The sequence below is a fragment of the Acinetobacter bouvetii DSM 14964 = CIP 107468 genome (genome assembly GCF_000368865.1).
In the GTDB taxonomy this organism is placed as follows: domain Bacteria; phylum Pseudomonadota; class Gammaproteobacteria; order Pseudomonadales; family Moraxellaceae; genus Acinetobacter; species Acinetobacter bouvetii.
This window is the reverse complement of record NZ_KB849726.1, coordinates 557562-582113: the sequence shown is the minus strand read 5'-3', so window position 1 is coordinate 582113 and position 24552 is coordinate 557562. Positions and strand designations below refer to the sequence as shown.

General features: G+C 45.0%; 26 protein-coding genes and 2 tRNA genes. 10 read left to right on the top strand and 18 right to left on the bottom strand.

The window, feature by feature from the left end; all coding sequences use genetic code 11:
• The first annotated feature begins 29 nt into the window (after nucleotides 1-29).
• The 3 genes from F941_RS05610 to F941_RS05600 all read left to right on the top strand — a co-directional run bounded on the left by F941_RS05610 (nucleotide 30) and on the right by F941_RS05600 (nucleotide 1508).
• Nucleotides 30-105, top strand: a tRNA-Asn gene (locus F941_RS05610).
• A gap of 162 nt (nucleotides 106-267) precedes the next feature.
• A tRNA-Asn gene (locus F941_RS05605) sits at nucleotides 268-343 on the top strand.
• A 94-nt stretch (nucleotides 344-437) separates the two neighbouring features.
• Nucleotides 438-1508 (top strand): hypothetical protein, encoded by a 1071-nt coding sequence (locus tag F941_RS05600; RefSeq protein WP_005008777.1) that lies wholly within the window; start codon nucleotides 438-440, stop codon nucleotides 1506-1508.
• Between the two features lie 142 nt (nucleotides 1509-1650).
• On the opposite strand, the gene F941_RS05595 is transcribed toward F941_RS05600, so the two are convergent.
• The 12 genes from F941_RS05595 to F941_RS05540 form a co-directional block, all read right to left on the bottom strand.
• Complete coding sequence (locus F941_RS05595; RefSeq protein WP_081400534.1) at nucleotides 1651-2148, bottom strand: DUF4198 domain-containing protein; 498 nt, start codon at nucleotides 2146-2148, stop codon at nucleotides 1651-1653.
• Nucleotides 2149-2366: 218 nt separating this feature from the next.
• On the bottom strand, nucleotides 2367-3020 hold the full coding sequence (gene miaE / locus F941_RS05590) for a MiaE family protein (RefSeq protein ID WP_005008775.1): 654 nt from the start codon (nucleotides 3018-3020) through the stop codon (nucleotides 2367-2369).
• An 18-nt stretch (nucleotides 3021-3038) separates the two neighbouring features.
• Nucleotides 3039-3764 carry a pyridoxine 5'-phosphate synthase gene (gene pdxJ / locus F941_RS05585; protein WP_005008773.1) on the bottom strand — a complete coding sequence of 242 codons (726 nt, stop codon included), beginning with the start codon at nucleotides 3762-3764 and terminating at the stop codon, nucleotides 3039-3041.
• 14 nt (nucleotides 3765-3778) lie between these two features.
• Nucleotides 3779-4492: a DNA repair protein RecO gene (gene recO / locus F941_RS05580; RefSeq protein ID WP_026253321.1), complete on the bottom strand. Its 714-nt coding sequence runs from the start codon at nucleotides 4490-4492 to the stop codon at nucleotides 3779-3781.
• An 8-nt stretch (nucleotides 4493-4500) separates the two neighbouring features.
• The gene (locus tag F941_RS05575; protein WP_005008770.1) at nucleotides 4501-4698 is read right to left on the bottom strand and encodes an NF038104 family lipoprotein; all 198 of its coding nucleotides are present in this window, start codon (nucleotides 4696-4698) and stop codon (nucleotides 4501-4503) included.
• 32 nt (nucleotides 4699-4730) lie between these two features.
• Nucleotides 4731-5759: a GTPase Era gene (gene era, locus F941_RS05570; protein WP_005008769.1), complete on the bottom strand. Its 1029-nt coding sequence runs from the start codon at nucleotides 5757-5759 to the stop codon at nucleotides 4731-4733.
• Nucleotides 5759-6457: a ribonuclease III gene (gene rnc / locus F941_RS05565; RefSeq protein ID WP_005008767.1), complete on the bottom strand. Its 699-nt coding sequence runs from the start codon at nucleotides 6455-6457 to the stop codon at nucleotides 5759-5761. The genes era and rnc overlap by 1 nt, the downstream gene beginning before the upstream one ends.
• Nucleotides 6429-6800: a DUF4845 domain-containing protein gene (locus tag F941_RS05560; protein ID WP_005008765.1), complete on the bottom strand. Its 372-nt coding sequence runs from the start codon at nucleotides 6798-6800 to the stop codon at nucleotides 6429-6431. Before F941_RS05560 ends, rnc begins: the two co-directional genes overlap by 29 nt.
• Nucleotides 6801-6821: 21 nt before the next feature.
• Nucleotides 6822-7649, bottom strand: coding sequence for a signal peptidase I (gene lepB / locus F941_RS05555; protein ID WP_005008763.1), 828 nt, complete (start codon nucleotides 7647-7649; stop codon nucleotides 6822-6824).
• A gap of 21 nt (nucleotides 7650-7670) precedes the next feature.
• Nucleotides 7671-9488: a translation elongation factor 4 gene (lepA, locus tag F941_RS05550; RefSeq protein WP_005008760.1), complete on the bottom strand. Its 1818-nt coding sequence runs from the start codon at nucleotides 9486-9488 to the stop codon at nucleotides 7671-7673.
• Nucleotides 9489-9672: 184 nt separating this feature from the next.
• Nucleotides 9673-10122: an acyl-CoA thioesterase gene (locus F941_RS05545; RefSeq protein ID WP_005008759.1), complete on the bottom strand. Its 450-nt coding sequence runs from the start codon at nucleotides 10120-10122 to the stop codon at nucleotides 9673-9675.
• A 125-nt stretch (nucleotides 10123-10247) separates the two neighbouring features.
• On the bottom strand, nucleotides 10248-11633 hold the full coding sequence (locus F941_RS05540) for a Do family serine endopeptidase (RefSeq protein ID WP_026253320.1): 1386 nt from the start codon (nucleotides 11631-11633) through the stop codon (nucleotides 10248-10250).
• Nucleotides 11634-11862: 229 nt separating this feature from the next.
• On the opposite strand from F941_RS05540, the gene nadB reads away from it, so the two are divergent.
• Entirely contained in the window at nucleotides 11863-13512 is a 1650-nt protein-coding gene (gene nadB, locus F941_RS05535; protein WP_005008754.1) for an L-aspartate oxidase, read from the top strand.
• A 63-nt stretch (nucleotides 13513-13575) separates the two neighbouring features.
• Here the strand turns inward: nadB and F941_RS05530 are convergent, their stop codons facing one another.
• The 6 genes from F941_RS05530 to pabC all read right to left on the bottom strand — a co-directional run bounded on the left by F941_RS05530 (nucleotide 13576) and on the right by pabC (nucleotide 18665).
• Entirely contained in the window at nucleotides 13576-14460 is an 885-nt protein-coding gene (locus F941_RS05530) for an arginase family protein (protein ID WP_005008752.1), read from the bottom strand.
• Between the two features lie 5 nt (nucleotides 14461-14465).
• Nucleotides 14466-15434 (bottom strand): hypothetical protein, encoded by a 969-nt coding sequence (locus F941_RS05525; protein ID WP_005008749.1) that lies wholly within the window; start codon nucleotides 15432-15434, stop codon nucleotides 14466-14468.
• A gap of 172 nt (nucleotides 15435-15606) precedes the next feature.
• Entirely contained in the window at nucleotides 15607-16071 is a 465-nt protein-coding gene (locus F941_RS05520) for a PaaI family thioesterase (protein ID WP_005008747.1), read from the bottom strand.
• Nucleotides 16072-16192: 121 nt separating this feature from the next.
• Nucleotides 16193-16789 (bottom strand): dTMP kinase, encoded by a 597-nt coding sequence (gene tmk / locus F941_RS05515; RefSeq protein ID WP_005008744.1) that lies wholly within the window; start codon nucleotides 16787-16789, stop codon nucleotides 16193-16195.
• Nucleotides 16790-16798: 9 nt separating this feature from the next.
• Nucleotides 16799-17785, bottom strand: a complete 987-nt coding sequence (gene mltG, locus F941_RS05510) for an endolytic transglycosylase MltG (protein WP_005008743.1) — start codon at nucleotides 17783-17785, stop codon at nucleotides 16799-16801.
• Nucleotides 17786-17852: 67 nt separating this feature from the next.
• Nucleotides 17853-18665: an aminodeoxychorismate lyase gene (pabC, locus tag F941_RS05505; RefSeq protein WP_005008742.1), complete on the bottom strand. Its 813-nt coding sequence runs from the start codon at nucleotides 18663-18665 to the stop codon at nucleotides 17853-17855.
• Nucleotides 18666-18834: 169 nt separating this feature from the next.
• On the opposite strand from pabC, the gene F941_RS05500 reads away from it, so the two are divergent.
• The 6 genes from F941_RS05500 (at nucleotide 18835) to F941_RS05475 (ending at nucleotide 24551) form a co-directional block, all read left to right on the top strand.
• Complete coding sequence (locus F941_RS05500) at nucleotides 18835-19836, top strand: sulfate ABC transporter substrate-binding protein (RefSeq protein WP_005008741.1); 1002 nt, start codon at nucleotides 18835-18837, stop codon at nucleotides 19834-19836.
• Between the two features lie 186 nt (nucleotides 19837-20022).
• Nucleotides 20023-21036, top strand: a complete 1014-nt coding sequence (locus F941_RS05495) for a sulfate ABC transporter substrate-binding protein (protein ID WP_005008740.1) — start codon at nucleotides 20023-20025, stop codon at nucleotides 21034-21036.
• Between the two features lie 31 nt (nucleotides 21037-21067).
• Nucleotides 21068-21673, top strand: coding sequence for an RBBP9/YdeN family alpha/beta hydrolase (locus tag F941_RS05490; RefSeq protein ID WP_005008738.1), 606 nt, complete (start codon nucleotides 21068-21070; stop codon nucleotides 21671-21673).
• 87 nt (nucleotides 21674-21760) lie between these two features.
• Entirely contained in the window at nucleotides 21761-22594 is an 834-nt protein-coding gene (gene cysT, locus F941_RS05485; RefSeq protein WP_005008737.1) for a sulfate ABC transporter permease subunit CysT, read from the top strand.
• Nucleotides 22591-23478 carry a sulfate ABC transporter permease subunit CysW gene (gene cysW, locus F941_RS05480; protein WP_005008735.1) on the top strand — a complete coding sequence of 296 codons (888 nt, stop codon included), beginning with the start codon at nucleotides 22591-22593 and terminating at the stop codon, nucleotides 23476-23478. The genes cysT and cysW overlap by 4 nt, the downstream gene beginning before the upstream one ends.
• 11 nt (nucleotides 23479-23489) lie before the next feature.
• Nucleotides 23490-24551, top strand: a complete 1062-nt coding sequence (locus tag F941_RS05475) for a sulfate/molybdate ABC transporter ATP-binding protein (RefSeq protein ID WP_005008732.1) — start codon at nucleotides 23490-23492, stop codon at nucleotides 24549-24551.
• The last annotated feature ends 1 nt before the right edge of the window (nucleotide 24552 follow it).

The following is a 24552-nucleotide window of genomic DNA, read 5'->3' as shown; positions in this document are numbered from 1 at the left end:
GTTCGAGCCCAGGTTGGAGAGCCATCTATTCTTCCATAGCTCAGTCGGTAGAGCGACGGACTGTTAATCCGCAGGTCCCTGGTTCGAGCCCAGGTGGAAGAGCCAAGATTCTAAAAAGCCCAAGCATCATGACTTGGGCTTTTTTTATGCGCAGACAAACTGATGCCTCAAACTGCTTAGATTTAGTGCATTCAGTTCATTTTGGAGCGGTTTTATCAGTTTTAGGCTTGACCGAACTGCCTGCTGTGCATAAAATCCCTTCCAGATTCTCCAATAGCTCAGTCGGTAGAGCGACGGACTGTTAATCCGCAGGTCCCTGGTTCGAGCCCAGGTTGGAGAGCCAAATTCTAAAAGCCCAAGCATCATGACTTGGGCTTTTTTTATGCATAAAAATAATTATAATGTGCTAACTTAATAATAATTCTAGAAAATTAGAAATGTATATTCTACCGCTTAAAGCAAAATCCAAAGACTTTCTGCGCCTTAAAGCCATTGCTTATGCACTGCTAATTGTTGTGCTGCCCTGCTGCCTATTCCTGTACACCTGCGCACCCAAGTCCAAACTTGAAAAGCAAATTGCGCATGCACCCGAACTATTTGATCAATCCAACAATGAAGAAATTCCAGATTCACAGCAGTTAATGATTCCAGCCAGTGTTTTCTCAGGCGACGCACTGCAAATAGATGATCAAGGTGATATTTTGGCTCAATTCAAAGCATTGCCGCATTGGGAATCTCCGATTATGCGGGTACAGAATGATTTTGGTCAGCTCTTTATGCATTTGGATTTTGCAGGGATTCAAAATACACGTAAGGATGCAGAAATTTATGTTTTAGCTGTATGTCATTTGGGCAGCCATCAAACGATTTGCCCTTTAAATAGCGCTTACCCGCAAGAGCATGTCTATTTAAACGCATCCACCAAAGATCAGACCGAATATCAAACCATAGGCGGCTCTTCAGGAAAATCATGGTATTACTATGCTAAGGGCTACACTGCAGAGTACCTGATCAGCACGCCTGTTCAGGATGTCAGCTTTATTGCCGTTGCCTCCATACCCCAAGAATACCAATCCAAATGGATTCGTTTAAGCACTGCAACTCACCCCATCCTGCATACCCAAACGTCCTATTTTTTTCAAAGCCATCATTCAAAATATTATAAATTTTTACTGCTTCTTTTGCCGATCATTGCGGGCATTATGTTTCTGCATTACCGCGGCTTTGAAAGCACGCAAGTGCTTGCACTGGGTATACTCAGCTTAATCTTTTTTACCTTAAGTACGTATATTTGGGACTTGCATTATTTGGTGATCAGCTGCCTGCTCATGTCGATTGCAAGCGTGGTTTATATTTATTCCGACAGTTATTTCCGCCTGATTTATCTTGTCGGCTTCTTAATGCTGGCTGGCTTTGCCTTGCAATTCTATGGCGGCATGAATAAGGAATTTCTGATTAAAACTGGTATGCCGCTTTTAATTGGACTGGCTTTATTCTTCTCCAAATAATTCCAAATGATAGAATGGCAAGCGCTTAATGCTTGCCATTTGATATCCTTCGGTCACTTTGCTGTGACATTAAAACTTAAAGTATATTTATATCGCTTTAGCGCATCGCCTTTATGCTCAAATGGCTGCTGATAATCTATTTTCAGCAAATATTGCCTTTTTCAGCCAAAGAAAAGTTCAAAACACCTTGCTCATCAGAGGTCACTGTTTTTAGAACCTTAGTATCACGGCTGTAGTCCGTAGTCTGCACTAAAATTTCAGCATTAAAACCTTTAATACCCTTTTGATTATTCAATACTTTAAACTGAATAGGCTGATTAACCTGAATTGCATTTGGATGCGTAATAAACTGTACATCAAAACCGTTGTGCAGAGGCCCTGCTGCTATTTTTGAAATAGATCGGCGTGATACAAAAGTTTCAATAATTTCTTGTATTTGCACTGTTTTAATTTTTTGTTTTTTTGCCAATTGTGACCGGTAAACTATATTCGGACTAATTGCTTGATCAGCAGCCGGCTGTCCGGCAATTAAAGTTTTCCAATCTCTATTCACCTGTGCAAAGCTGCTCATGCTGCCTGTCTTTTCACCGCGAATGCGATAGGTGCCATCTGCCTTATTTTCCAAGCTATAACTGCTCAGTGTTTGAGTATTTGCCCAGTCTGTATCTTTTAATTCAATTTTTACAAATGAAAGTGCTACATATTAAACCGGCGGATTTTAAAAAATTCATATCTGTCCGAGATTTTCAAAATTGCCATAGTTTAAAATCCCAGAGATAAATTGTAAATAATTCTTATTTGCAATAATGCTATCCGTAAAAAATCCCCCATAAATGGAGGATTTTTCAGAATTGCAAATTAAACAGCTTTTGCAGGAACGCCGCTGTGAAAACGGAATAACTCATCTGGACTGCTAATCAATGCTTTTTCTATTTCACGGATATGCGCAATACGCATCTGAATATCCTCTTTAGGATTCTTCAGTTTAGAGGTTGTTGCCACATCCATTGCCAAGGCCAAATAGTCCTCATAATGGCGTGATTCAGACTTCAGCAGATAGCGGTAATATCTTCCCAGCTCATCATCCACCCGCGGCGCAAGCGCATAGAAACGCTCACACGAACGCGCCTCAACAAACGCGCCAATCACAAGAATATCAATCAAGGCTTCCGGCTCATAAGTCCGCACTTCTTTACGCAGCCCGCCCGCATAGCGGCCTGCACTGATTGCAGTCCACTCCTGTCCGCGCTTCGCCATAAACTCAAGCACTTGCTCATAATGCAGCATTTCTTCCCGCACCAGCTGTGCAAGCTTGATCTGCAAGTCAGAAAAAAAACTGTAGCGGAACATCAGGTTCATCGCCGTGCTGGCTGCTTTTTTCTCACAGTTGGCATGATCCTGCATCAGAATATCTAAATTCTCTACAGCTTCATCCAGCCAAGCCTGAGGTGTTTCACAGCCTAAGAAACCAATGACTGGTTTCATCAGCTCTTCGTAATCGATTTTTGACATATTTCTAAACTAATAAAATTAACGCGCTGCTTGAATGGCAGCTTTCATTTGCTGTACCGCTTGTTCAAGCCCAACAAATACCGCATCCGCAATGATCGAATGACCAATATTCAACTCATGAATTTGCGGAATTTTGGCGATTGGCGTGACGTTTTCAAGATTCAAACCATGCCCTGCATTCACAATTAAACCTTTAGATGCTGCATATTCAGCGCCTTGAATAATGCGCTGCAATTCATGCTGCTGCGCCTCTGCTGTTTCAGCGTCCGCATAAGCGCCTGTATGCAATTCAATCGTTGGCGCACCGCAAGCAACCGCAGCATCAATTTGCGCAAAATCCGCATCAATAAACAAAGATACTTCACAGCCGATCGCCGCTAATTCTTGAGTCGCTTTTTTGACATCCTCAAAATGCCCAAGCACATCTAAACCACCTTCAGTGGTGACTTCCTGGCGTTTTTCAGGCACAAAGCATACGTGATGCGGCTGAATTTCTTTGGCAAATGCCACCATTTCGTCGGTAACCGCCATCTCTAAATTCATATGCGTTTTTAAGACAGGGCGCATGCGGCGCACATCATCATCTTGAATATGGCGGCGGTCTTCACGCAAATGCAAGGTAATGCCTTCAGCACCCGCCTGTTCGCAAATCTGAGCCGCCTTTACAGGATCAGGGTAAGCGGTGCCACGAGCTTGCCGCAATGTCGCCACATGGTCAATATTTACACCTAATAATGCAGCCATCATATTTTCCTAAATTACGATTGTGTTTGAGAATTCTGTATCCACAACTGGCGGCTTTTTAAGGGCCTGTCGCCCAGCAGCGAACTGATCATCTGCCGGTACAGCTTGGACAATAATTGTAACTGTTCTGGATTAAAATCCCTACCTTTTTCATAGCTGCACATGGACAGGATCTGCTGACCGCTCAATGCAGTGCGGGATGCCTGTGCCGTCGGTATAAAGCCATCATTCAGCTGAAATAAATATTGCTGATCCTCAGTTATGTCCTGCTGATTAGCATCAGTTGAAAAATCGAGCGAATAGCCCAGCTCCTCCAGCAATTCATGCTCAAATTTGCGTAAAATTTGCTTTAAAAATTCATTCGGAAAATCTTGAGCAGCCAAGTGCTGCAGCTGCGCTAAAGTTTCAGCATATTGCGCATAAGCCTGCGGCATTTCCACCTCTAAAGGGCAGAGGCGCAATAAAATTTCATTCAGATAAAAGCCTGAAAAAAAAGCATCGCCAAAAAAGAAAACCGGCTGATTGACTATTTCCAGCTTGGTAAAATTTTTAAGTTCAGACTTCCCCGATGCTTGCAGGCAAATCGGCTGATATTGCGGCGGCGGGGTTTGTCTTAAAATTCCGTCAACCCGGCCATGCTCCTGTGTAAATAAATGCACAATATGGCTTCTTTCACGGTATTTGCGGTGATGGATCAGATAACCATGCAAAACTTCATTGCGCATGATTGAAAGTATTAATCCTTATTGTTCTTTTTAGTTTCATCTTGATCTTCATCATCCCCATCAGGAATGACTGCGCCAACCACTGCGGCAGTACCTTTCACGACACCTTTGGTGGTTTTATAAGCAACTTTGACAGGAACAGTAACGATTTTAGTAATGCATCCTTGCAGAAAAACAACACATACTGCAACCGCTAACACTTTTATCATTACTCTTCCCTCAAAGTTTCATTGTCTAGCAATTAGATATCGCTATAGCCCAAGCTTTTTAAAGCGCGTTCATCATCAGACCAGCCGCCTTTGACTTTCACCCAAAGCGTCAGCATGATTTTCTGTTCAAACATTTTTTCCATGTCGACACGGGCATCCATACCGATTTTTTTCAGTTTCGCGCCCTTTTCGCCAATCACGATGGCCTTTTGACCCGGACGGTCAACGAAAATTGTGGCATCAATGTAAGTACAGGCTGCTTTTGGACGGCCCGTTTTTTCATTAATTGTCGCTTCTTCTGTTTTAAACGATTCAATTTGAACTGTTAAATCATAAGGCAGCTCTTCACCCAATTGGCGCATGATTTTTTCACGGATCACTTCAGAGGCTAAGAACCGCTCTGAACGGTCTGTCAATTGCTCCAGTGAATACAGCGGCGGCTGGAATGGCAAATAGTTTTCAATGGTATTGCGCAAATGATCCAAGTTCGCGCCGCGAAGCGCTGACACTGGAACAATTTCAGCAAAATTCATGAGTTTTGCGCGCTCTTGAATCAACGGCAAGGCATGGTTTTTATTTTCAAGCGTATCAATTTTATTGATCACCAGAATTACCGGCATTTCCGCATTCTTCAGTTTTTCCAAAACCAATTCATCGTTTTGCGTCCACTTATCTGCATCAAGTACAAATAAAATCAGATTCACATCACGCAAAGCCGAATGCGCTGCGCGGTTCATCATTTTGTTGATGGCGCGTACTTCTTTCTTATGCATCCCCGGCGTATCAACAAATACCGCTTGAGACTTTTCACGCGAGTCAATACCGACAATTTTATGACGTGTCGTTTGTGGCTTACGTGAGGTAATAGAAAGTTTCTGCCCCAAAATATGGTTCATTAACGTTGATTTGCCAACGTTTGGACGGCCCACAATGGCAACAAAACCGCTCTTATAGTCAGAAGGAATGGTCGTACCTTGTGAACTGAAGAATTGATTAATTAAATCATTGCCGCTGTCTTGCGGCTCGTGATCAGCATCGATGTGATCGGAATGAGTAGTCATTAAGACTTTTTCTCCAAAATTTCTAAAATATCTGCCGCTACAGCCTGTTCAGCAAAACGGCGGCTTGATCCTTCACCATATTTAACAGGCAAGCCATCTACAATACATTCCACTTTGAAATGTTGATTCGGCGCATCACCTTGAATATCAACAACCTCATAAACCGGCAACGGTTTTTTGCGCGCCTGCAGATATTCCTGTAAACGGGATTTCGGATCTTTAAGCTGATCTGACGGTTCAATGATGTCTAAATATGGCACATACCATTTTAAAACAATGGCTTCCAGAATTTTCAAATCCTGGCAATCCACATAAATGGCGCCAATGATCGACTCCACGGTATCAGCGAGTATAGACTCACGATGATGACCGCCAGATTTCAGCTCACCTGTACTTAAAATTAAGTTTTGGCTTAACTTTAAGTCATTGGCAATTTTTCCTAAGGCCTCTTGACGCACCAGCGTAGCACGCATACGCGTCAAACGGCCCTCATTTTCATGCGGATAAGCATGATAGAGATAATTGGCAATAATCATCCCTAATAATGAATCGCCTAAAAACTCCAGGCGTTCATAATTGGTTTTATGGCTCACCGATCGGTGGGTCAAGGCCAGCTGCAGCAACTCTGGCTGTTTAAACTGATAACCGATACGACTGGCTAAACGTGCATCATTTAGCTTGGACTGAGCTTTGATCAAAACTTTTCTCGAACTTCAACACAATATCTATATTCAATAAGAATGGTTTTCTTATTTCATAATCTTTTTTCACTTGGATACCGTCGACATTAGTCATCTGAGCAACATCCTGAAATCCTAAATCACGGATATTATTCATCAGTAAACGTTTATCCACTTCTTCTGCAAACCTAGCTGGGCTTAAATTTTTCGGACCATCTTTTAATTGCGCTTCAATCTGCTGGTCAATCAGATGATCATCCAAATACGGCCCCCAGACCGCGATTGCAATTTTGACCATAAAAGCAAAACCAATAATTGCAATTAATATAGCAATATACGAAGCCCCTTTCTGATATCGCATTTTTATTTTCCTAATGATGCATTAATCAATTTTACCGTTACGGCTAAATGACGGCAATTTAAATCCAGGCTCTTTATGCATCCACTTATAGAATGCACGGCCTGTTAGATTTTCTTCAGGTACAAAACCCCAGAAACGGCTGTCAGCACTTTGATCGCGGTTATCCCCCATCGCGAAGTAATGACCTTCTGGAACTTTCACTTCCCAATATAAACCATTTTCATTCGAATATTTACCATTATCGACATAATTGATAAATGGCGCCTGACGGGCAATATTTACCCCCTCAAGCTCACGCATGGTAAAAGTATGCTTACCCAAAGTTTCTTTATGATAAATCGAGGTTGGCGTATCCTGCACATCTTTTGCCCGGCTAAACTCTACCGGCACTTTGGCAACTTTCTGGCCATTAATGATCAATTGGCCATGATCATAAACAATATGATCGCCTGGTAAGCCAACCACACGTTTGATATAGCTGATGCTTGGCTGCGGCGGATAACGGAATACAATGACATCGCCGCGCTCCGGCTCACTGACATCTATAATTTTTTTGTTGACGATGGGCAAGCGGATACCGTATTCAAATTTATTCACCAAAATAAAATCACCCGTTTCTAAAGTAGGCACCATAGAATCTGATGGAATATTAAAAGGCTCATATAAAAAAGAACGCAGAATGAGAACAACCGCAAGCACTGGCCAGAAGTCATACGCCCAAGTAATAATGACATTTTCATTACCCTTGCCTTTAGTCTGCCGCTGTTTCCAAACCAGCTTATCCAGCAGCCACACAATAAAGAAAACCAGTGTGACAGGTACAAGGATTAAATTAAAATCAAAATCCATGAGCGTAATGACCTCGAGTTATTATCTTTCTACTTTCAATACAGCAAGGAACGCTTCTTGCGGGATTTCAACACTGCCCACTTGCTTCATGCGTTTCTTGCCTTCTTTTTGCTTAGACAAAAGTTTCTTCTTACGTGAAACGTCGCCGCCATAACATTTAGCCAATACGTTTTTACGCATTGCCTTAACCGTTGAACGGGCAATAATCTGCGCGCCAATGGCTGCCTGAATCGCCACATCAAACATCTGACGGGGAATCAGATCCTTCATTTTTTCAACCAAGGCAATACCGCGGTGGCGGGCATCATTACGGTGACAAATCATGGCTAAAGCATCCACTTTATCGCCATTAATTAACACATCTACCTTAACCAAAGATGAAGATTCAAAACGCACAAAGTTATAATCCAATGATGCAAAACCGCGTGAACAGGATTTCAGCTTATCAAAGAAGTCCATGACCACTTCCGCCATTGGAATTTCAAACGTAATCGATACTTGGTTGCCCAGGAATTTCATGTCTTTTTGCACACCGCGACGCTCAATACATAAAGTCATCACGTTGCCCAAGTACTCTTGCGGCACAAGAATATGGCATTCTGCAATCGGTTCACGCAGGTCTTCAACTGTTGAACCATCCGGCATTTTTGATGGGCTGTCGATGTATTTGGTTTCACCATTTTTCATCAGCGCTTCATAAATAACCGTCGGCGCAGAACTGATCAGATCTAAATCATACTCGCGCTCTAAACGCTCTTGCACAATTTCCATGTGCAGCATGCCCAAGAAGCCGCAGCGGAAACCAAAACCTAGAGCATCTGAGCTTTCCGGTTCAAAGAACAAAGCCGAGTCATTAATTTGCAATTTATGTAATGCTTCACGGAACGGTTCAAAATCGCTGGCATCAATTGGGAACAGGCCTGCGTATACCTGCGGTTTAACCTTTTTGAAACCAGGTAAAGTCGGAACATCCGGTGTCGTTGCAAGCGTGATGGTATCACCGACTGGCGCACCAAAAATATCTTTGATGCCTGCAATGACAAAGCCTACTTCGCCTGCTTCAAGCAGGCCTGTTTCAGTATGCTTAGGATTAAACACACCGACTGACGTAATGATGTGCGTTTGACCGGTTGACTTAACCAGCATCTTGTCGCCTTTACGCACACGGCCTTCTTTGATACGAACCAAAGACACAACGCCAAGATAGTTATCAAACCATGAATCAATAATTAATGCTTGCAGCGGCGCTTCACGGTCGCCTTGCGGTGCGGGAATGACATCAACCAGTGTTTCCAATACACCTTCAACACCTAATCCAGTTTTAGCTGAACATGTTGGCGCATGCGTTGCTTCAATCCCGATAATTTCTTCAATTTCGTGAATGACGCGCTCTGGTTCCGCTTGCGGCAAATCAATTTTATTCAGCACCGGCAGAACTTCCAAGTTCTGTTCAATAGCGGTATAGCAGTTGGCAACCGATTGCGCTTCTACACCTTGCGCAGCATCAACAACCAATAAAGCGCCTTCACAGGCAGCCAAAGAACGCGATACTTCATAAGAGAAGTCCACATGCCCCGGAGTATCAATAAAGTTTAGCTGATATTCCTGACCATTGGGATGCGTATAATACAAGGTAACTGATGCGGCTTTAATGGTAATGCCGCGCTCACGCTCTAACTCCATAGAGTCCAGAACTTGCGCCTGCATTTCACGGTCCTGTAAACCGCCGCACATTTGAATAAAGCGGTCAGCAAGAGTCGATTTGCCATGATCGATATGCGCAATAATCGAAAAGTTACGAATGTTTTTAATATCAACAGATTTTTTAGCTTGCGCCATGAGTTACCTTGAAAAAAAACGCGCTATGCACACAATTTAAAATGCACAGCAAAAGCTGAAAAGAAATTGCGAAAGATTATAGCAGATGGTTTTTTCAATGTATCCATAATAATGAACTCCTTTTGCGCTTTAAGCGCCTGCGTTCAAAGCATTACAACTTCAAAGCGAAAAAACCAAACTTCATTTACGCATCATAAACGCTGAAATCCATCGGATTTTCTGTATTAGAAAGAGGCTGATACGCTTGCGTAAAAGTAGGTGACATGCGCTTAGGACGGCCCGTGGCTATTTCCACGCAAGCCCACTGCGTATTGCCGGCAAACAGGATTGCTTTATCTTTTGGCCGATAGAACACATACTGACGGTATGAATACAAGGCATTTATATCGTTCAGCCATGTGCGCAAAATAATTTCATCGCTTTCCATGGCTGCTTTGCGGTACTGCACATGATGCTCCACCGCCACCATGGCATGTTTCAGTTCCAGGTATTGTTTTAGGCCCAACCCCAGCGCTTCAATATGCGCTGTCGCGACATCCTGCATCCAGCTCATATATACAACATTATTCACATGCCCCAGCACATCGATATGTTCTGGCTGCACTGTAATTTTCATATCAAAAATTGTGCTCATTTTTCCCTGCTTTGCTGGCTCATCTTTGGCCCCACAGTCTACGGCAAATCGGCCTGCAGTAAATTGCAAAAAATAAAAAAACCGCTCATGCAGAACGGTTTTATATTTTCCTTGAATACACAGGATTATTCGATACGCATACCCACTATTGCGCGCTGCCCTTCACGGATAATTGTCACTCGCGCAACGGTATTTTTTTTCAAATCCGAGACTGCAGCTATAAAATCTTTGGTATTGCCGATTGCCTTATTATTGATTTGAGTAACGACATCCCCTGGCAGAATGCGCGCTTGAGAAGCAATGCCGCCACGGCGCACATCCTGAATCAGCACGCCGCCTTTAGTATCCAGCTGTTTAAGTTCAGCGGCATTCAAGTCACGTATGCTGACCCCTAAAATTGGCCCCTTGCTTTGCTGCTGTTCAGCATCCGCTTTTGCTGGAGTATCATCCGGCGCGGTGTCTAAAGTTGCAGAAATATTGCGGCGGCTGTCATCACGCAGCACTTCCAATTGAATACTCTGATTGGGCACGGCGCGGTTTAAATAGTTCAGCAACTCTGAGGTCCGCGAGATTGGCGTGCCATTGAATTTCAAAATAACATCGCCGGATTTAAACCCGGCTTTAGCCGCTGGAGAACTTGGCGCAACTTGCGTAATCAAAGAACCTTCCGGCTTTGCCAATTTATAAGACTCCGCCAAGTTGCGGTCAATATCCTGCAAACTCACCCCCAAATAAGCACGTGTCACTTTGCCATGCTTTTTCAGCTGATCCGCAACATCCATCGCAACATCAATCGGAATGGAGAATGACAAGCCCATATAGCCGCCAGTCCCGCTGAAGATCCGTGAATTGACGCCAACCACTTCACCGCGCTGATTAAATAATGGCCCGCCCGAGTTTCCAGGGTTCAGTGCCACATCGGTCTGGATAAACGGCACTGAAGTTTCACCCATCATATTGCGCATTTTTGCGCTGACAATGCCGGCAGATGCTGAATAATCAAAACCAAAAGGCGAGCCGATCGCCAATACAGGCTCCCCCACTTTCAGCTGGCCAACATTCCCTGTGCGCAATTCGGGAAAACCTGAACCTGTAACTTTTAATAAAGCGACATCGGTGCGTTCATCACTGCCGACGACCTTGGCGTCAATTTCACGGCGGTCATTCAATACAATCGTCACTTTGGTCGCATCTTCGACCACATGGTGATTTGTCAGCAAATAACCGTCTTTACTGATAAAAAAGGCGCTGCCATAAGCTGTTTTTTCCTGCGGCACCTGCTGCTGCGGAATAATCACTTGATTGCCAAAAAAGCGTTTTAAAATCTCTGGCACTTGCTGCTGCAAAAGCTCTTCCTGGCTCAGCTTTTTCACCACATTAACGCTTACGACCGCAGGACTGACCTGCTCGACAAGATTGGAAAAATCCACCGGCGCTGCAGCATGCGCCTGAACAGCAGCGGCAGTAAATACTGCAGCATATAATCCTTTTTGCATCGTTTGATTTCTCATCTTAAGCATTCACTCAAATTATTGATGTTTTGAAATATGATTGGTTTTAACATAAAGCATGAAGCTTAATCGTTACAATATGTTTGAATACATTCTTATAAACAGCAGCTTAATCATTCCTTAAAATTTACAGCATTATTAATTTTATTCATCAAGCTGGAGCATTTTTGCTCTTGCCTTTTGCTCAAAAAAGCGTTGTCATTACCGAACTTTTTTTTCAAATTAGCTGATGGATATGCCTAATTTAGAAACAACACGTCATTTTGATGTGATCATTGTGGGAAGCGGCGGTGCGGGACTCAGTTTAGCCTTATCACTGCCCGATCATTTCAACATTGCTGTTTTAGCCAAATCAACGCTCACGGATGCAAGCACATATTTTGCGCAAGGCGGTGTAGCTGCGGTTTTAGATAAAACTGATTCGCTTCAGCAGCATATTGATGACACCATGATTGCCGGCGCACACCTGTGTGAACTGGATGCCGTTAAGCAAACGGTTGAAGGCGGCAAACCTTCTGTCGACTTCCTGCTGGAACATGGCGTGCAATTCACTCTGGATGAACAGGAACAGCTTCATCTCACGCGTGAAGGCGGACATTCTCAGCGCCGCATTATTCATGCTGCCGATGCGACTGGACGCGCAATTTCCACAACGCTGGTACAGCGCGCCCAAGAAAAATCCAACATCAGCATTTTTGAAAATTATATTGCCATTGATCTGATTACTTCGCAAAAGCTCAATCTTGGCGGTGAAAACCGCGCCTTAGGCCTCTATGCGCTGGATGAAAAAAACGAAAAAGTGCATACCTTCCTCGCGCCATTTACTGCATTGGCCTGCGGCGGCGCAATGAAAGCCTACCTTTATACCTCTAATCCGGACATTGCCACAGGTGACGGCATTGCCATGGCTTACCGCGCCGGCTGCCGTGTGGCGAATATGGAATTCAACCAATTCCACCCAACCTGCCTGTATCATCCGCAAGCGCGCTCGTTTTTAATTACCGAAGCCATGCGCGGTGAAGGCGCTTATTTGCGCCTGCCAGACGGCGAACGCTTTATGCTGCGTTTTGATGAGCGCGCTGAACTTGCGCCGCGCGATATTGTTGCGCGCGCAATCGACTATGAAATCAAGCGCTTAGGTATCCGCCATGTCTGGCTGGACATTACGCACAAGCCTGAAAGCTTTGTCAGAGAGCACTTCCCAACACTGTATGAACGCCTGCTGGAACTGGGCATCGACATTACTAAAGAAATGATTCCTGTTGTGCCGGCTGCGCATTACACCTGCGGCGGCGTGGTGGTGGATGAATACAGCCAAACGGATATTGCCGGTTTATATGCCATAGGCGAAACCTCTTATACAGGGCTGCACGGCGCCAACCGCATGGCCAGCAACTCACTTTTAGAATGTTTTGTTTATGGCATGGCAGCGGCTGATCACATTAAAGCAGGCTTGCAAAACAAGTACTCCTCACCGCAAGTGCCGGCTTGGGATGATTCGCAGGTAATGAATCCTGATGAAGATGTCGTCATTCTGCAAAACTGGGATGAACTGCGCCAAACGATGTGGAACTATGTCGGCATTGTGCGCACTACGAAACGCCTGCAGCGCGCCCTGCACCGCATTGAGATGCTGAAACGCGAAATTACTGAGTACTATCAAGATTATCAAGTCAGCAAAAACTTAATTGAACTGCGCAACTTGGTGCTGGTCTCTGAAATGATTGTGCGCTGTGCAATGGAGCGTAAAGAATCACGCGGCCTGCATTACACTTTGGACTATCCTGAACTGGGGCCAGAGCTGCGTAAAACCGTGCTGACCCCTCCAGATTTTCAAGTGCAGCGCCCGCTGGTGAATTCAGAAGATCTGTCCGCATAATCCAGCAGCATCATTGCTTTTTATATTCAGCAGCCGAATGCCCTTCATTCGGCTGTTTCGCTTTTAAGCGGAGGATTTCCGTGCTGCATAAGCATCAATGGCTGCCTTAAACGTATATAGATGCAGCGGAACTAAATTTTCTAGTTTTTGATAACCGCCAGCAAGTACAAACATGATTGGAATTCCGCTTCTTTTCGCCAATTTAAACACGGTTTCTTCGCGCTTTTGAATCAGCTCTGCGGTAAACCAGGACGAACCGAACTGATCAGCCTGATGGCAATCCATCCCCGCCTGATAAATAATTAAATCTGCCCCCCAAGCCTGCGCCTGCTGAAAGCCTTCATGAACAGCCAAGGTATATTGCGAAAAGCAGCCATGATCTTTATGAATGTGCCGTGTAAATGAGCGCGGATAGACTGGACAGCCATGGGCTAAACCATAAATGCTGAAATTGAATAGATTTTCTAAACGCAGGCTGAATTCTGCCGTGCCGTCACCGCCATGCTGATCGCAATCCAGTACAAAAATTTTCTTCTCGGGAAACTGCTGCGCGATCAGCGCCAAACCATTAAAAGTGCAATAGCCGCCGCCATATTCATATTGCGCATGATGAAAGCCTTGTGCAATGTTGGCTGCAATACCCTTTTGCCATGCCAGCTTGGCCGCCAGAAGCTGGCCTGCATTAATTCTCAGCACTGCATCACGCAACTGCTGATTCCACTGTTTAAAGCCTGAAAAAGTCGCTTTTTTTTCAGGCAATCCTGTATAAAAAGCATCAACATATGAAGGCTCATGCAGCTGCTTCAAAATCTCAATATCCAAAATTTCAGGCTCATGAAATTGAATATTGCCCCAAATATGCAAAGCGTCGGCAACAAGCTTCAATTTTTCCATACTGTTGGTATGCGTATGCGCAAAATAATGCGGTGAATAACAGACATCGAGCATTCTGATTAACCTAACTGGGAAAGCGCTACATTCACTAACTGCTGCAATTCTGTTGTTCCAGGACTGTACAGGCCGTTGCTGACTTGCTGTTCAAAGTGCGTGCTGAATGCGCGCTTGCGGTTTTCAGGTGAAACAGCCAGTGTTGTTAAACGCAGAAACCAAAAACCGTTAATGGCGGAATGATGCATGATCTGCCCTTTAAACTCTTTGTTCGGGCGTTTCTGCTCGATGCGGCCAATGTCATACTCTGCAGAAAATAAGGATCCTGCAGGCAAGCGAATGCCATTCATAATGAGGGGCTGCAGGCTTATACAGGAATGGTTATCTCCCATATTCATTTTTTCCATCAGCAGCGGCTGATGATCATCATCGACAAATATATTGATTTCGCCTTGACGCAGCAGATAACGGTGCGCGATTTTCAAAAAGAAATCTTCCGCCATGGGGCAAGAACCGACTTTCGGCTTTTCTGTCAAATTGCGCAGTTCGACAAAGCCTGTTTGCTGTGCGGTCTTTGGCAGCAAAACATCTTCCAGCAAATGACAAATCAGTTTGCTTTCTTCTAATACGGCTTCACTGCCTAAGTGACGCAGTGACGTTAAGCGCGCGCATTCAGATGCAAGGGTTTGCTTATAATCTGATTCTGTACAAGAGGCGAAAAACTGCTGCACTCCCGCCTGCTGATCCAAATTATGCCAATCATTCAGCTCTAGCCCATAAATACTGCCTATATCTATAATTTTTCTAATTTTTTTAGCGCCTGATGTGTCAAACAGCTTAAGATCAGAAAAATCCGCCGCTCGGCGCGGCGTATTGACATACTCCGCAAGTACGCGGGTAGCCTGTGTATAGCCGCAGCCGCGGCGTTCGCTTTGATGTGAATAATGCTCATTCAGCATCTCACAGAGCTTATTCGACAACGGATGTACATGCGCTTTAAATAAACGGATAACTTCGTGATCAATTGCATCCATGTAGTATCCCCCCTCTGCATCTTAGCTTTATTATATTTTTTTACTTACTCAGCTGAATCAGCAATTTGCGACAAGAACCGTTTTCGTGCAAATCGCCTATCAATCCTTTCCTCAAACCCAGAAACAGTACACATTTAAATCAGATGAAATGCAGCACCGTTCAAGGATCAGCTCATTCCACATTCGCCGTACTGTTCAATAAAACTTCTTGATTTATGATCTTCATTGGCGGAACAGAATAAGTCCCTGTCACATGCGCTACCGGGTCATTCATTTGATCAATCGAATAAACCCAAACTTCGGCCACAATCAGCGCCTTTCCTACTTTCATCAGTTTGCAGATGCCCCGTAAATTTTGACCTGCAGACGGCTTGCGCAAGAAGTTAATATTCATATTGGTGGTCACTGCTAAACCGACAATCCCTATTTCCCCTAAGATGGCGACATACATGGCAAAGTCGGCCAAGGTCATCATGGTTGGACCTGAAATTGTGTTGCCGGGCCGCAAGTCTTTTTCACCTACACGCCAGACCAGTGAAGCGCTTTTTTCCCCGACCTCTTCTATGTCACAATTTACTAAACTGGCTGCAAATTCGCGCTTTAAAAAATCAATAATTTCTTGTTTTGTACTTCGCATCAAAATCATCCATAAAAAAATCATCCATAACTTTCGCTATGCATGATTTTTAAATCAACTTGAAGTTTAAAGCTATGACTTTTTTTGACTTTTATGCAATTAAAAGCATCGTCAATAAAAACTAAAGATAGGACAGCGCTTGAGCAAAAACCTGATCCGGCAGCTGCGATGCATCAAGGCGCTTGATCCGTTCCGGCTGACGTTGGGATAAAGTCTCATATCCCGCTCTTACTTTTTCAAAGAAGGCCACTTTCTCTTGCTCAAAACGGTCTAGTGCGCCGCGTGCGCGGGCACGGTCCATGCCCAGCTCAATTGGCGCATCCAGCCAAAACGTGCAATCAGGCATCCGGCTGACAAAGCTGTCATTCAGCACTTGCAGCTTCGCCTCGCTCAGGCCGCGCCCTGCGCATTGATAAGCAAAGCTGGCATCCGTAAAACGGTCACAGAGTACAATTTTGTCCGCCTGCAGCGCAGGCAGAATCACTTGTTGCAAATGCTGCGCGCGGGCGGCATACATCAGCAGCAGCTCAGTATCATGACTCATCTGCTCTTCATGATTCACAGACAGCAGCAGGGAACGGATTTGTTCCGCCATCGGCGTGCCGCCCGGTTCACGGGTCAGCACCACTTCTTTGCCTTGACTGAGAAAATGATCATAAATTTTACGGATGAGCGTGGTTTTGCCAACCCCTTCGGTGCCTTCAAAACTGATAAACATGCTCACTCCTTAATTTTTTGAACGTATAACGGCAAGATACTCTTGCACAGCGCGGTTGTGATCCTGCAGCGTTGCAGTGAATTTATGGCCGCCATTGCCTGTTGCAACAAAGTAAAGATTATCTGAACTGTCCGGATGCATCGCCGCTTCAATCGCTTTCTTGCCTGGCAAGGCAATTGGTGTTGGCGGCAGGGCATTGATGGTATAGGTATTATACGGCGTTGGCGTGCGTAAATCCTGACGGGTAATATTGCCTGTATAGCTATCGCCCATGCCGTAAATCACCGTGGGGTCGGTCTGCAAGCGCATGCCTTGCTGCAAACGGCGGACAAAGACACCTGACACCTGCTCCAGTTCACTGTCTAAACTGGTCTCTTTTTCGACAATCGACGCCATAATCAGTGCTTCATACTTGTCTTTATACGGCAAGCCAGCTGCGCGGTTTTCCCAAGCCTGATCCAGGGTTTTCATTTGACGCGTATATAAATCTTTTAAAATTTTCTTATCCGACTCGCCCTTTGCAACAAAATAAGTATCCGGCGCAAATAACCCTTCAGGATGTGAATATGGAATGTCCAAAGCCTTTAAAATCTGATCATAGGGCAGGTTGCTGATGTCATGCGTCACCAGCGGGTCTTTCTGCAGCGCATTCACCAGCTGTTTAAATGTCGTGCCTTCAATGACTAGAATCCGGTTCATCTGCGCATTTTCAACATTGGAAATCATCACCAGGACTTCACGTATGCTCATGCCTTCACGCACTTCATACACGCCCGCTTTTAAGGTATCGTGAATCATAAATTTCTGATACAGCTTCAGCACAATAGGAAAACTGACTTTATCTTCTTTGGCTAAACGCTCAATAAAGCCCGAATAGGTATCGCCTGCACCAATCGCCAGCATCTGCTTTTTGCCTTCAATGGGATACTCTTTAAATAAGCTGGACCATAAAACAAAGCAGAGAATGATGGCAAAGGACAGCACCGTCAGCCACATAGCTTTTGGCGGCCTCCGCGGCTGCAGTTTTTTCTTTTTGGATTTGGGCTTAACTGAGGACATAATTTTAGCGGATTTGATTAAGTTTTAGGGTATGGAACAGTTCTATGCAGGCCTGAATATTCAGCGCCGCACCATTTAAGCTGAATGCTATTTTCATAGGATTCAATGCATTGCAAAAAAATACATTTTGGAAATCTGGCAGTTCATCCAGATCAATCTTGCGCTGTACACAGGGAATACCATGCTCCTGCATGCGCGATAAAATTTCAGCGCGCATAACGCCATGCACACCATTATAGCGAAGTTCAGGCGTAATCCATGTATCGTTTATTCGAATAAAGCAATTACTGCTCACACCTTCAACAATTAGGCCTTGCACATCCATTACCAGCGCTTCCGCCCACCCCTTCTGATCGGCCTCATGCTTCAGCATCACCTGCTCTAGACGGTTTAAGGATTTCAAGCCGGTCAAATTCGGCATCGTCAGGCCAATGGCCTGATCCAATATGCCGCTCGAAATGGTCTGATATTGAAAATCTGCAACATCTTGAGGGTAATAGAAAACCCAAACATCGGCAGGATGGTCCGGCAAGCTGTAGCCGCGCTGACCCTCTCCGCGGCTTAAAATAATTTTTAAAGTGCCTGATGCAGCTGGATCAAACTGGCGCATGATATTCAGCGTTTGCTCAATCAACGTCAAATCTGCCTGCAAATACAGCCGTTCATTGGCATTTTGCAAACGCGCCATATGCAGTTCATGCAGCTCGATTAAGCCATTGCGCAGGCGCGCTGTGGTGAAACACCCGTCGCCGTAATGAAATGCGCGGTCCGATAGTGAGACTTCATTGATTTCCTGCGCATTTTTAAAATATGGCATAACAAGCATCCCGAAAATGATGGTTTAGTTTAAGAATACCGCACAAAAATGAATAGCTTTTTTATTCATATCAAATTCGTTTCTTATTATTTTTTATACAAAACACTTCCCGCTATTCTTCGCTTAGTGAGCAGACATCATGCATAAATTAAAGTAAAGGATATCAAAAATGCGTTCATTAAAAATCGGGGTACTGGCCGCGCTAATTTCAGCGACATCATTCAGCGCACTGGCAAAAGACTTCTTAAACGTTTCATACGATCCAACACGCGAATTGTATGACAACTTCAATAAAGAATTCAGCGCATACTGGAAAAAAAGTACAGGACAAGACATCAATTTTAAACAGTCACACGGCGGCTCCGGCAAGCAAGCCCGCTCTGTCATTGACGGCCTTGATGCCGATGTGGTGACTTTAGCCTTGGCGGCAGATATTGATGAAATTGCGGAAAGAGGCCTGCTGCCTAAAGACTGGCAAAAGAAATTCCCGCAAAACTCTACACCGTACACATCGACCATTGTGTTCTTGGTGCGCAAAGGCAATCTAAAAGGCATTAAAGACTGGGGGGACTTAGTCAAACCAGGAGTAGAAATTATCACTCCGAACCCGAAAACGTCGGGCGGCGCACGCTGGAACTACTTAGCTGCATGGGCTTGGGCCAAGCATCAAGCCGGCGGCAACGATGCCAAAGCGCAAGATTTTGTCCGTCAAATTTACAAACAAACCAAAGTGCTGGACTCCGGCGCGCGCGGCGCAACAACCACTTTTGCTGAACGCGGCATAGGCGACGTCTTGCTGGCTTGGGAAAATGAAGCCTTCTTGGCCGTGCGCGAACAGCCGGGCAAGTTTGAAATCATCACCCCGTCATTGTCTATTTTGGCCGAGCCGCCAGTCGCAGTTGTCGAAAAAAATGCCAAAAAGAACGGCAATGAGAACATCGCCAAAGCCTATTTGAATTATTTATATTCTCCAGCAGGCCAAACTGTAGCGGCCAACAACTTCTACCGTCCGCGCAATGCCGCCGTCGCCGCCAAGTACAAATCCGTATTCAAGCCGCTGAAATTGATCACCATTGATAAAGAGTTCGGCGGCTGGACAAAAGTACAAAGCAAGCACTTTGACAATAATGGCGTATTCGACCAAATCGTCAAAGCCAACAGTGTGAAATAAGCCTGTCTATAGCATAAAACTGAATTGATATATCGGCTATTACGCTATAGCCGATATATGCAGTGCATATCGGAATCAACTTATCTTATTTATTCATATAAAATTCATTTTTTATTATTTTTTATGCATAAAGAATGGCGCTATTCTGCACGCATGTTATAAAACATTAAGAATTTTGAGGTCCTTATGAGCATTTCAGCAAAATTGAAACTTGGGGTGTTAGCCGCAGTTGTCTCCACAATCTCTTTAGGGGCTGCAGCGAAAGACTTCCTGAACGTATCTTATGATCCAACTCGCGAATTATATGAAGACGTCAACAAGAATTTCAGCAAATACTGGGAAAGCCGTACAGGACAAAAAATTAATTTCAAACAGTCTCATGGCGGCTCCGGCAAGCAAGCGCGTTCAGTGATTGACGGTTTGGATGCCGATGTGGTCACGCTGGCTTTAGCTGCGGATATTGATGTGATTGCAGAAAAAGCGAAACTGCTCCCTGCAGACTGGCAAAAGAAACTGCCGAATAACTCTACGCCCTATACCTCGACGATTGTTTTTTTAGTGCGCAAAGGCAATCCGAAAGGCATTAAAGACTGGGGCGACTTAGTGAAGCCGGGTGTCGGCATCATTACGCCAAATCCTAAAACTTCGGGTGGCGCGCGCTGGAATTACTTAGCCGCATGGGCTTGGGCCAAACATCAAGCCGGCGGCAACGATGTCAAAGCGCAAGAGTTTGTGCGCAAAATCTATAAAAACACCAAAGTGCTGGACTCTGGCGCGCGCGGCTCAACAACCACTTTTGCTGAACGCGGCATAGGTGACGTCTTGCTGGCTTGGGAAAATGAAGCGTATCTCGCTATTCGTGAGCAGCCGGGCAAGTTTGAAATTGTGACCCCGTCGTTGTCTATTTTGGCTGAACCGCCTGTGGCGATTGTGGAAAAAAATGCGGAGAAAAAAGGCAGTCTTTATTTAGCCAAAGGCTACTTAAACTTCCTGTATTCACCGCGCGGCCAGCAAATTGCAGCGCAAAACTTCTACCGCCCGCGTGATGCCAAAACCTTGGCGCAATATGGAAAAATTTTCAAGCCCTTAAAGCTGGTGACCATTGATCAAGAATTTGGCGGCTGGAACAAAGTGCAAAAAACGCACTTTGAAAATGGCGGCATCTTTGACCAAATCGTAAAGGCGAACAGCGCGAAGTAATTTCCGCTCTTTCTGAATTAGGAGTATTGACATGACGCATACCGTAATCGTTCCAGGTGTAGGCGGCAGTGAGCAGCATCACTGGCAGTCTTGGCTGCAGCGCCAACTCATGTCATGCTCCCGCGTTCAGCAAGAAGACTGGAACCACCCCGTACTGAACAACTGGATTGCGCAGTTTGTCAAAACTGTGGCGCCGATTCAGGACGATATCCAAATTGTGGCGCACAGCTTTGGCTGCCTTACCGCAGTTGCTGCGCTGGCAGAGCATCCAGAACTCAATAGCAAAATCAAAAAATTGATTTTGGTTGCACCTGCCAATCCAGCCCGTTTTGGCGCTGCAGGCTTTGCCCGCGACAGTCATAATGACTATGCGGCCTATTTCCATCAGCTTAAAATTCAAGTGCCCGCCACAATGATCATCAGTGAAAATGATCCTTGGCTGGCGTTTGATGATGCGCAGCTTCTGGCGAAGTCATGGAAGCTTAAACCCGTCAATGCGGGCTTGGCTGGACATATTAATGTGGCGTCGGGTTATGGCCCGTTTCCTGAAATTTTCAATTATTTAATTTCAGAAAAAGCAATGCCGCATATCAGCATTCCTGATGAGCGCAAGTATTTATTTAAATTTGCAATTTAATTGTTGCAATCTATGCTTGAACCGAAATTTAGTTTTTGTCTTTTACTGACTGATATTCAGTCAGTTTTCTCTCTTTGAGGAGTAATCATGTCGCAGCGATCCCGAGTGCTGCCAGGATTTGGTCTGTCTTTAGGCTTTACCCTTGCGTATTTGTCATTAATCGTGCTGATTCCTTTATCTGCAGTTTTTATTAAATCGCTGGGTATAGGATGGGACGGTTTATGGGAAATTTTAAGTTCTGAGCGAATTTTAAAATCCCTTCAATTGAGCTTTAGCGCGGCAATTATTGCAGCTTTAGTCAATGTCGTTTTTGGCCTTCTGCTGGCATGGTGCCTTGTACGCTATAACTTTCCAGGCAAGCGCATTGTCGATGCCTTAGTAGATTTGCCTTTTGCTTTGCCGACAGCCGTTGCCGGTATTGCCTTAACATCTTTATATGCGCCTACGGGATGGATTGGTCAATATTTAGAACCGATTGGCATTAAAGTGGCCTATACCCCTATTGGCATTACCCTTGCCTTGATTTTTATCGGCATTCCGTTTGTTGTGCGTACCGTGCAGCCTGTACTCAGTGATTTAGAAACTGAGCTTGAGGAAGCCGCATCAGCGTTGGGCGCAAACCGTTTTCAAATTGTGACTAAAATTATTTTACCTATTTTATTCCCAGCATTACTGACAGGCTTTGCACTGGCATTTGCCCGGGGTGTAGGTGAATATGGTTCAGTCATCTTTATTGCTGGCAACCAGCCCTTTGAAACTGAAATTGCGCCTTTGATGATTATTTCCCGTCTGGAAGAATATGATTACGCAGGCGCAACCACCATTGCTGTCGTCATGCTGGTGATTTCATTTGCCATTCTGTTTCTCATTAACCTAATTCAAGCTTGGGCCAGCCGACGCACAGGGAGAACTGCACGATGAATACCAACAGCAATGCTTTAGCTGAAAAATTGCAATCGCGCGATGCAACCCGTGAACCGACCTGGATTCGCCGCCTGCTCATTACCATTGCCTTGATCTTCTTCATTAGCTGCTTAATGCTGCCCTTAGTCTTGGTCTTTGTAGAAGCATTTAAACAAGGTGTAGGGGTTTATTTCCAAGCTTTGGTGCATCCAGACACATTATCTGCGGTAAAACTCACGCTATTGACAGCAGTTATTGCTGTTCCACTGAACGTTGTATTTGGTGTGGCTGCAGCATGGACCGTTGCCAAGTTTAATTTCCGTGGCAAGTCTATTCTGACCACCATTATTGATATGCCATTTTCAGTATCGCCAGTTATTGCCGGTTTAATGCTGGTGCTGATTTTTGGCACGCAAGGCTGGTTCGGCGGCTGGCTGATGGATCATGATATTAAGATCCTGTATGCGGTGCCTGCCATTGTTTTAGCGACCATCTTCATTACTGTGCCTTTTGTTGCGCGTGAACTGATTCCTTTAATGGAAGCGCAAGGCACTGAAGAAGAAGAAGCTGCAATTGTGCTGGGCGCCAATGGCTGGCAAACCTTTTGGAAAGTCACCCTGCCAAATATCAAATGGGGCTTAATTTACGGCGTAATCCTGTGCAATGCGCGCGCAATGGGTGAATTTGGTGCGGTATCAGTGGTTTCCGGCCACATCCGCGGTGAAACCAATACCCTGCCGCTGCACGTCGAAATCCTTTATAACGAATATACCTTCAGTGCTGCTTTTGCTGTTTCATCCCTTTTGGCATTGCTGGCGATTGTTACCCTCATTTTGAAAACATGGGTCGAAATTCGCCAAGAGAAACAAGACAAACGCAATGAAGATTCAACAGCTTCTTAAGGAATGACCTCATGAGTATTCAAGTAAAAAATATTGAAAAACACTTTGGTGCATTCCATGCGCTGAAAAATATCTCCCTCGATTTCCCAGACGGTCAATTGGTGGCTCTGCTGGGGCCATCAGGCTGCGGTAAAACGACACTGCTACGCATTATTGCCGGCTTAGAATCTGCTGATGGCGGTCAAGTCATTTTAGAAGGCGAAGATGCAACCAATGTTCACGTGCGTGAACGTGAAGTGGGCTTTGTCTTCCAGCATTATGCTCTGTTCCGCCACATGACTGTGTTTGACAACATTGCATTTGGCCTGCGTGTACGTCCGCGCGCGACCCGCCCGAATGAAGCTGAAATTAAAAAGCGTGTGACGCGTTTGCTAGACTTGGTACAGCTTGGCTTCTTGGCAGACCGCTACCCTGCACAGCTTTCTGGCGGTCAGCGCCAGCGTATTGCCCTTGCACGCGCTTTGGCTGTAGAGCCTCGCGTATTGCTGCTGGATGAACCGTTTGGCGCGCTCGATGCCAAAGTGCGTAAAGAGCTGCGCCGCTGGCTGCGTACTTTGCATGATGAGCTGCACATTACCTCTATTTTTGTGACACACGATCAGGAAGAAGCGCTTGAAGTCGCGGATCAAATTATTGTGATGAACAAAGGTAATGTTGAACAAATCGGTTCACCGCGTGAAGTCTATGAAAAGCCAGCAACACCGTTTGTCTTTGACTTTTTAGGTCAAGCCAACCGTTTTGAAGGTCAAAACAGCAATGGCATCATCCACATCGGTGAAGACCGCATTCAATTGCCGCAAGCGCCAAATGCGCCGCAAGGCCCAGTCATTGCTTTTGCCCGTCCTGACGAATTGCGCATTCATGCGCAGCCGCAAGAAAATGCTATTCAAGCAACTTTTCTTCGTGAGATTTGGATTGCAGGCAAAGTTTTGGCTGAACTGAATGACCGTCAAGGCAATCTCATTGAAATTTCACTGACACCCGATGAAGCAAAACTGCACCAATATCGCCCTAATCAAACGGTATGGCTCAGTGCATCTGCTTTGCATTTATTTGAAAACCAAGTCGCTTAAG

What these genes read in the sequence shown, in the direction of transcription:
- F941_RS05600 (WP_005008777.1), top strand. Translation starts at nt 438, where the DNA reads ATGTATATTCTACCGCTTAAAGCAAAATCCAAAGACTTTCTGCGCCTT.
- miaE (WP_005008775.1), bottom strand. Translation starts at nt 3,020, where the DNA reads ATGTCAAAAATCGATTACGAAGAGCTGATGAAACCAGTCATTGGTTTC.
- pdxJ (WP_005008773.1), bottom strand. Translation starts at nt 3,764, where the DNA reads ATGGCTGCATTATTAGGTGTAAATATTGACCATGTGGCGACATTGCGG.
- F941_RS05575 (WP_005008770.1), bottom strand. Translation starts at nt 4,698, where the DNA reads ATGATAAAAGTGTTAGCGGTTGCAGTATGTGTTGTTTTTCTGCAAGGA.
- era (WP_005008769.1), bottom strand. Translation starts at nt 5,759, where the DNA reads ATGACTACTCATTCCGATCACATCGATGCTGATCACGAGCCGCAAGAC.
- F941_RS05560 (WP_005008765.1), bottom strand. Translation starts at nt 6,800, where the DNA reads ATGCGATATCAGAAAGGGGCTTCGTATATTGCTATATTAATTGCAATT.
- lepB (WP_005008763.1), bottom strand. Translation starts at nt 7,649, where the DNA reads ATGGATTTTGATTTTAATTTAATCCTTGTACCTGTCACACTGGTTTTC.
- lepA (WP_005008760.1), bottom strand. Translation starts at nt 9,488, where the DNA reads ATGGCGCAAGCTAAAAAATCTGTTGATATTAAAAACATTCGTAACTTT.
- F941_RS05545 (WP_005008759.1), bottom strand. Translation starts at nt 10,122, where the DNA reads ATGAGCACAATTTTTGATATGAAAATTACAGTGCAGCCAGAACATATC.
- F941_RS05540 (WP_026253320.1), bottom strand. Translation starts at nt 11,633, where the DNA reads ATGAGAAATCAAACGATGCAAAAAGGATTATATGCTGCAGTATTTACT.
- nadB (WP_005008754.1), top strand. Translation starts at nt 11,863, where the DNA reads ATGGATATGCCTAATTTAGAAACAACACGTCATTTTGATGTGATCATT.
- F941_RS05530 (WP_005008752.1), bottom strand. Translation starts at nt 14,460, where the DNA reads ATGCTCGATGTCTGTTATTCACCGCATTATTTTGCGCATACGCATACC.
- F941_RS05525 (WP_005008749.1), bottom strand. Translation starts at nt 15,434, where the DNA reads ATGGATGCAATTGATCACGAAGTTATCCGTTTATTTAAAGCGCATGTA.
- F941_RS05520 (WP_005008747.1), bottom strand. Translation starts at nt 16,071, where the DNA reads ATGCGAAGTACAAAACAAGAAATTATTGATTTTTTAAAGCGCGAATTT.
- tmk (WP_005008744.1), bottom strand. Translation starts at nt 16,789, where the DNA reads ATGTTTATCAGTTTTGAAGGCACCGAAGGGGTTGGCAAAACCACGCTC.
- mltG (WP_005008743.1), bottom strand. Translation starts at nt 17,785, where the DNA reads ATGTGGCTGACGGTGCTGTCCTTTGCCATCATTCTCTGCTTTGTTTTA.
- pabC (WP_005008742.1), bottom strand. Translation starts at nt 18,665, where the DNA reads ATGCCATATTTTAAAAATGCGCAGGAAATCAATGAAGTCTCACTATCG.
- F941_RS05500 (WP_005008741.1), top strand. Translation starts at nt 18,835, where the DNA reads ATGCGTTCATTAAAAATCGGGGTACTGGCCGCGCTAATTTCAGCGACA.
- F941_RS05495 (WP_005008740.1), top strand. Translation starts at nt 20,023, where the DNA reads ATGAGCATTTCAGCAAAATTGAAACTTGGGGTGTTAGCCGCAGTTGTC.
- F941_RS05490 (WP_005008738.1), top strand. Translation starts at nt 21,068, where the DNA reads ATGACGCATACCGTAATCGTTCCAGGTGTAGGCGGCAGTGAGCAGCAT.
- cysT (WP_005008737.1), top strand. Translation starts at nt 21,761, where the DNA reads ATGTCGCAGCGATCCCGAGTGCTGCCAGGATTTGGTCTGTCTTTAGGC.
- cysW (WP_005008735.1), top strand. Translation starts at nt 22,591, where the DNA reads ATGAATACCAACAGCAATGCTTTAGCTGAAAAATTGCAATCGCGCGAT.
- F941_RS05475 (WP_005008732.1), top strand. Translation starts at nt 23,490, where the DNA reads ATGAGTATTCAAGTAAAAAATATTGAAAAACACTTTGGTGCATTCCAT.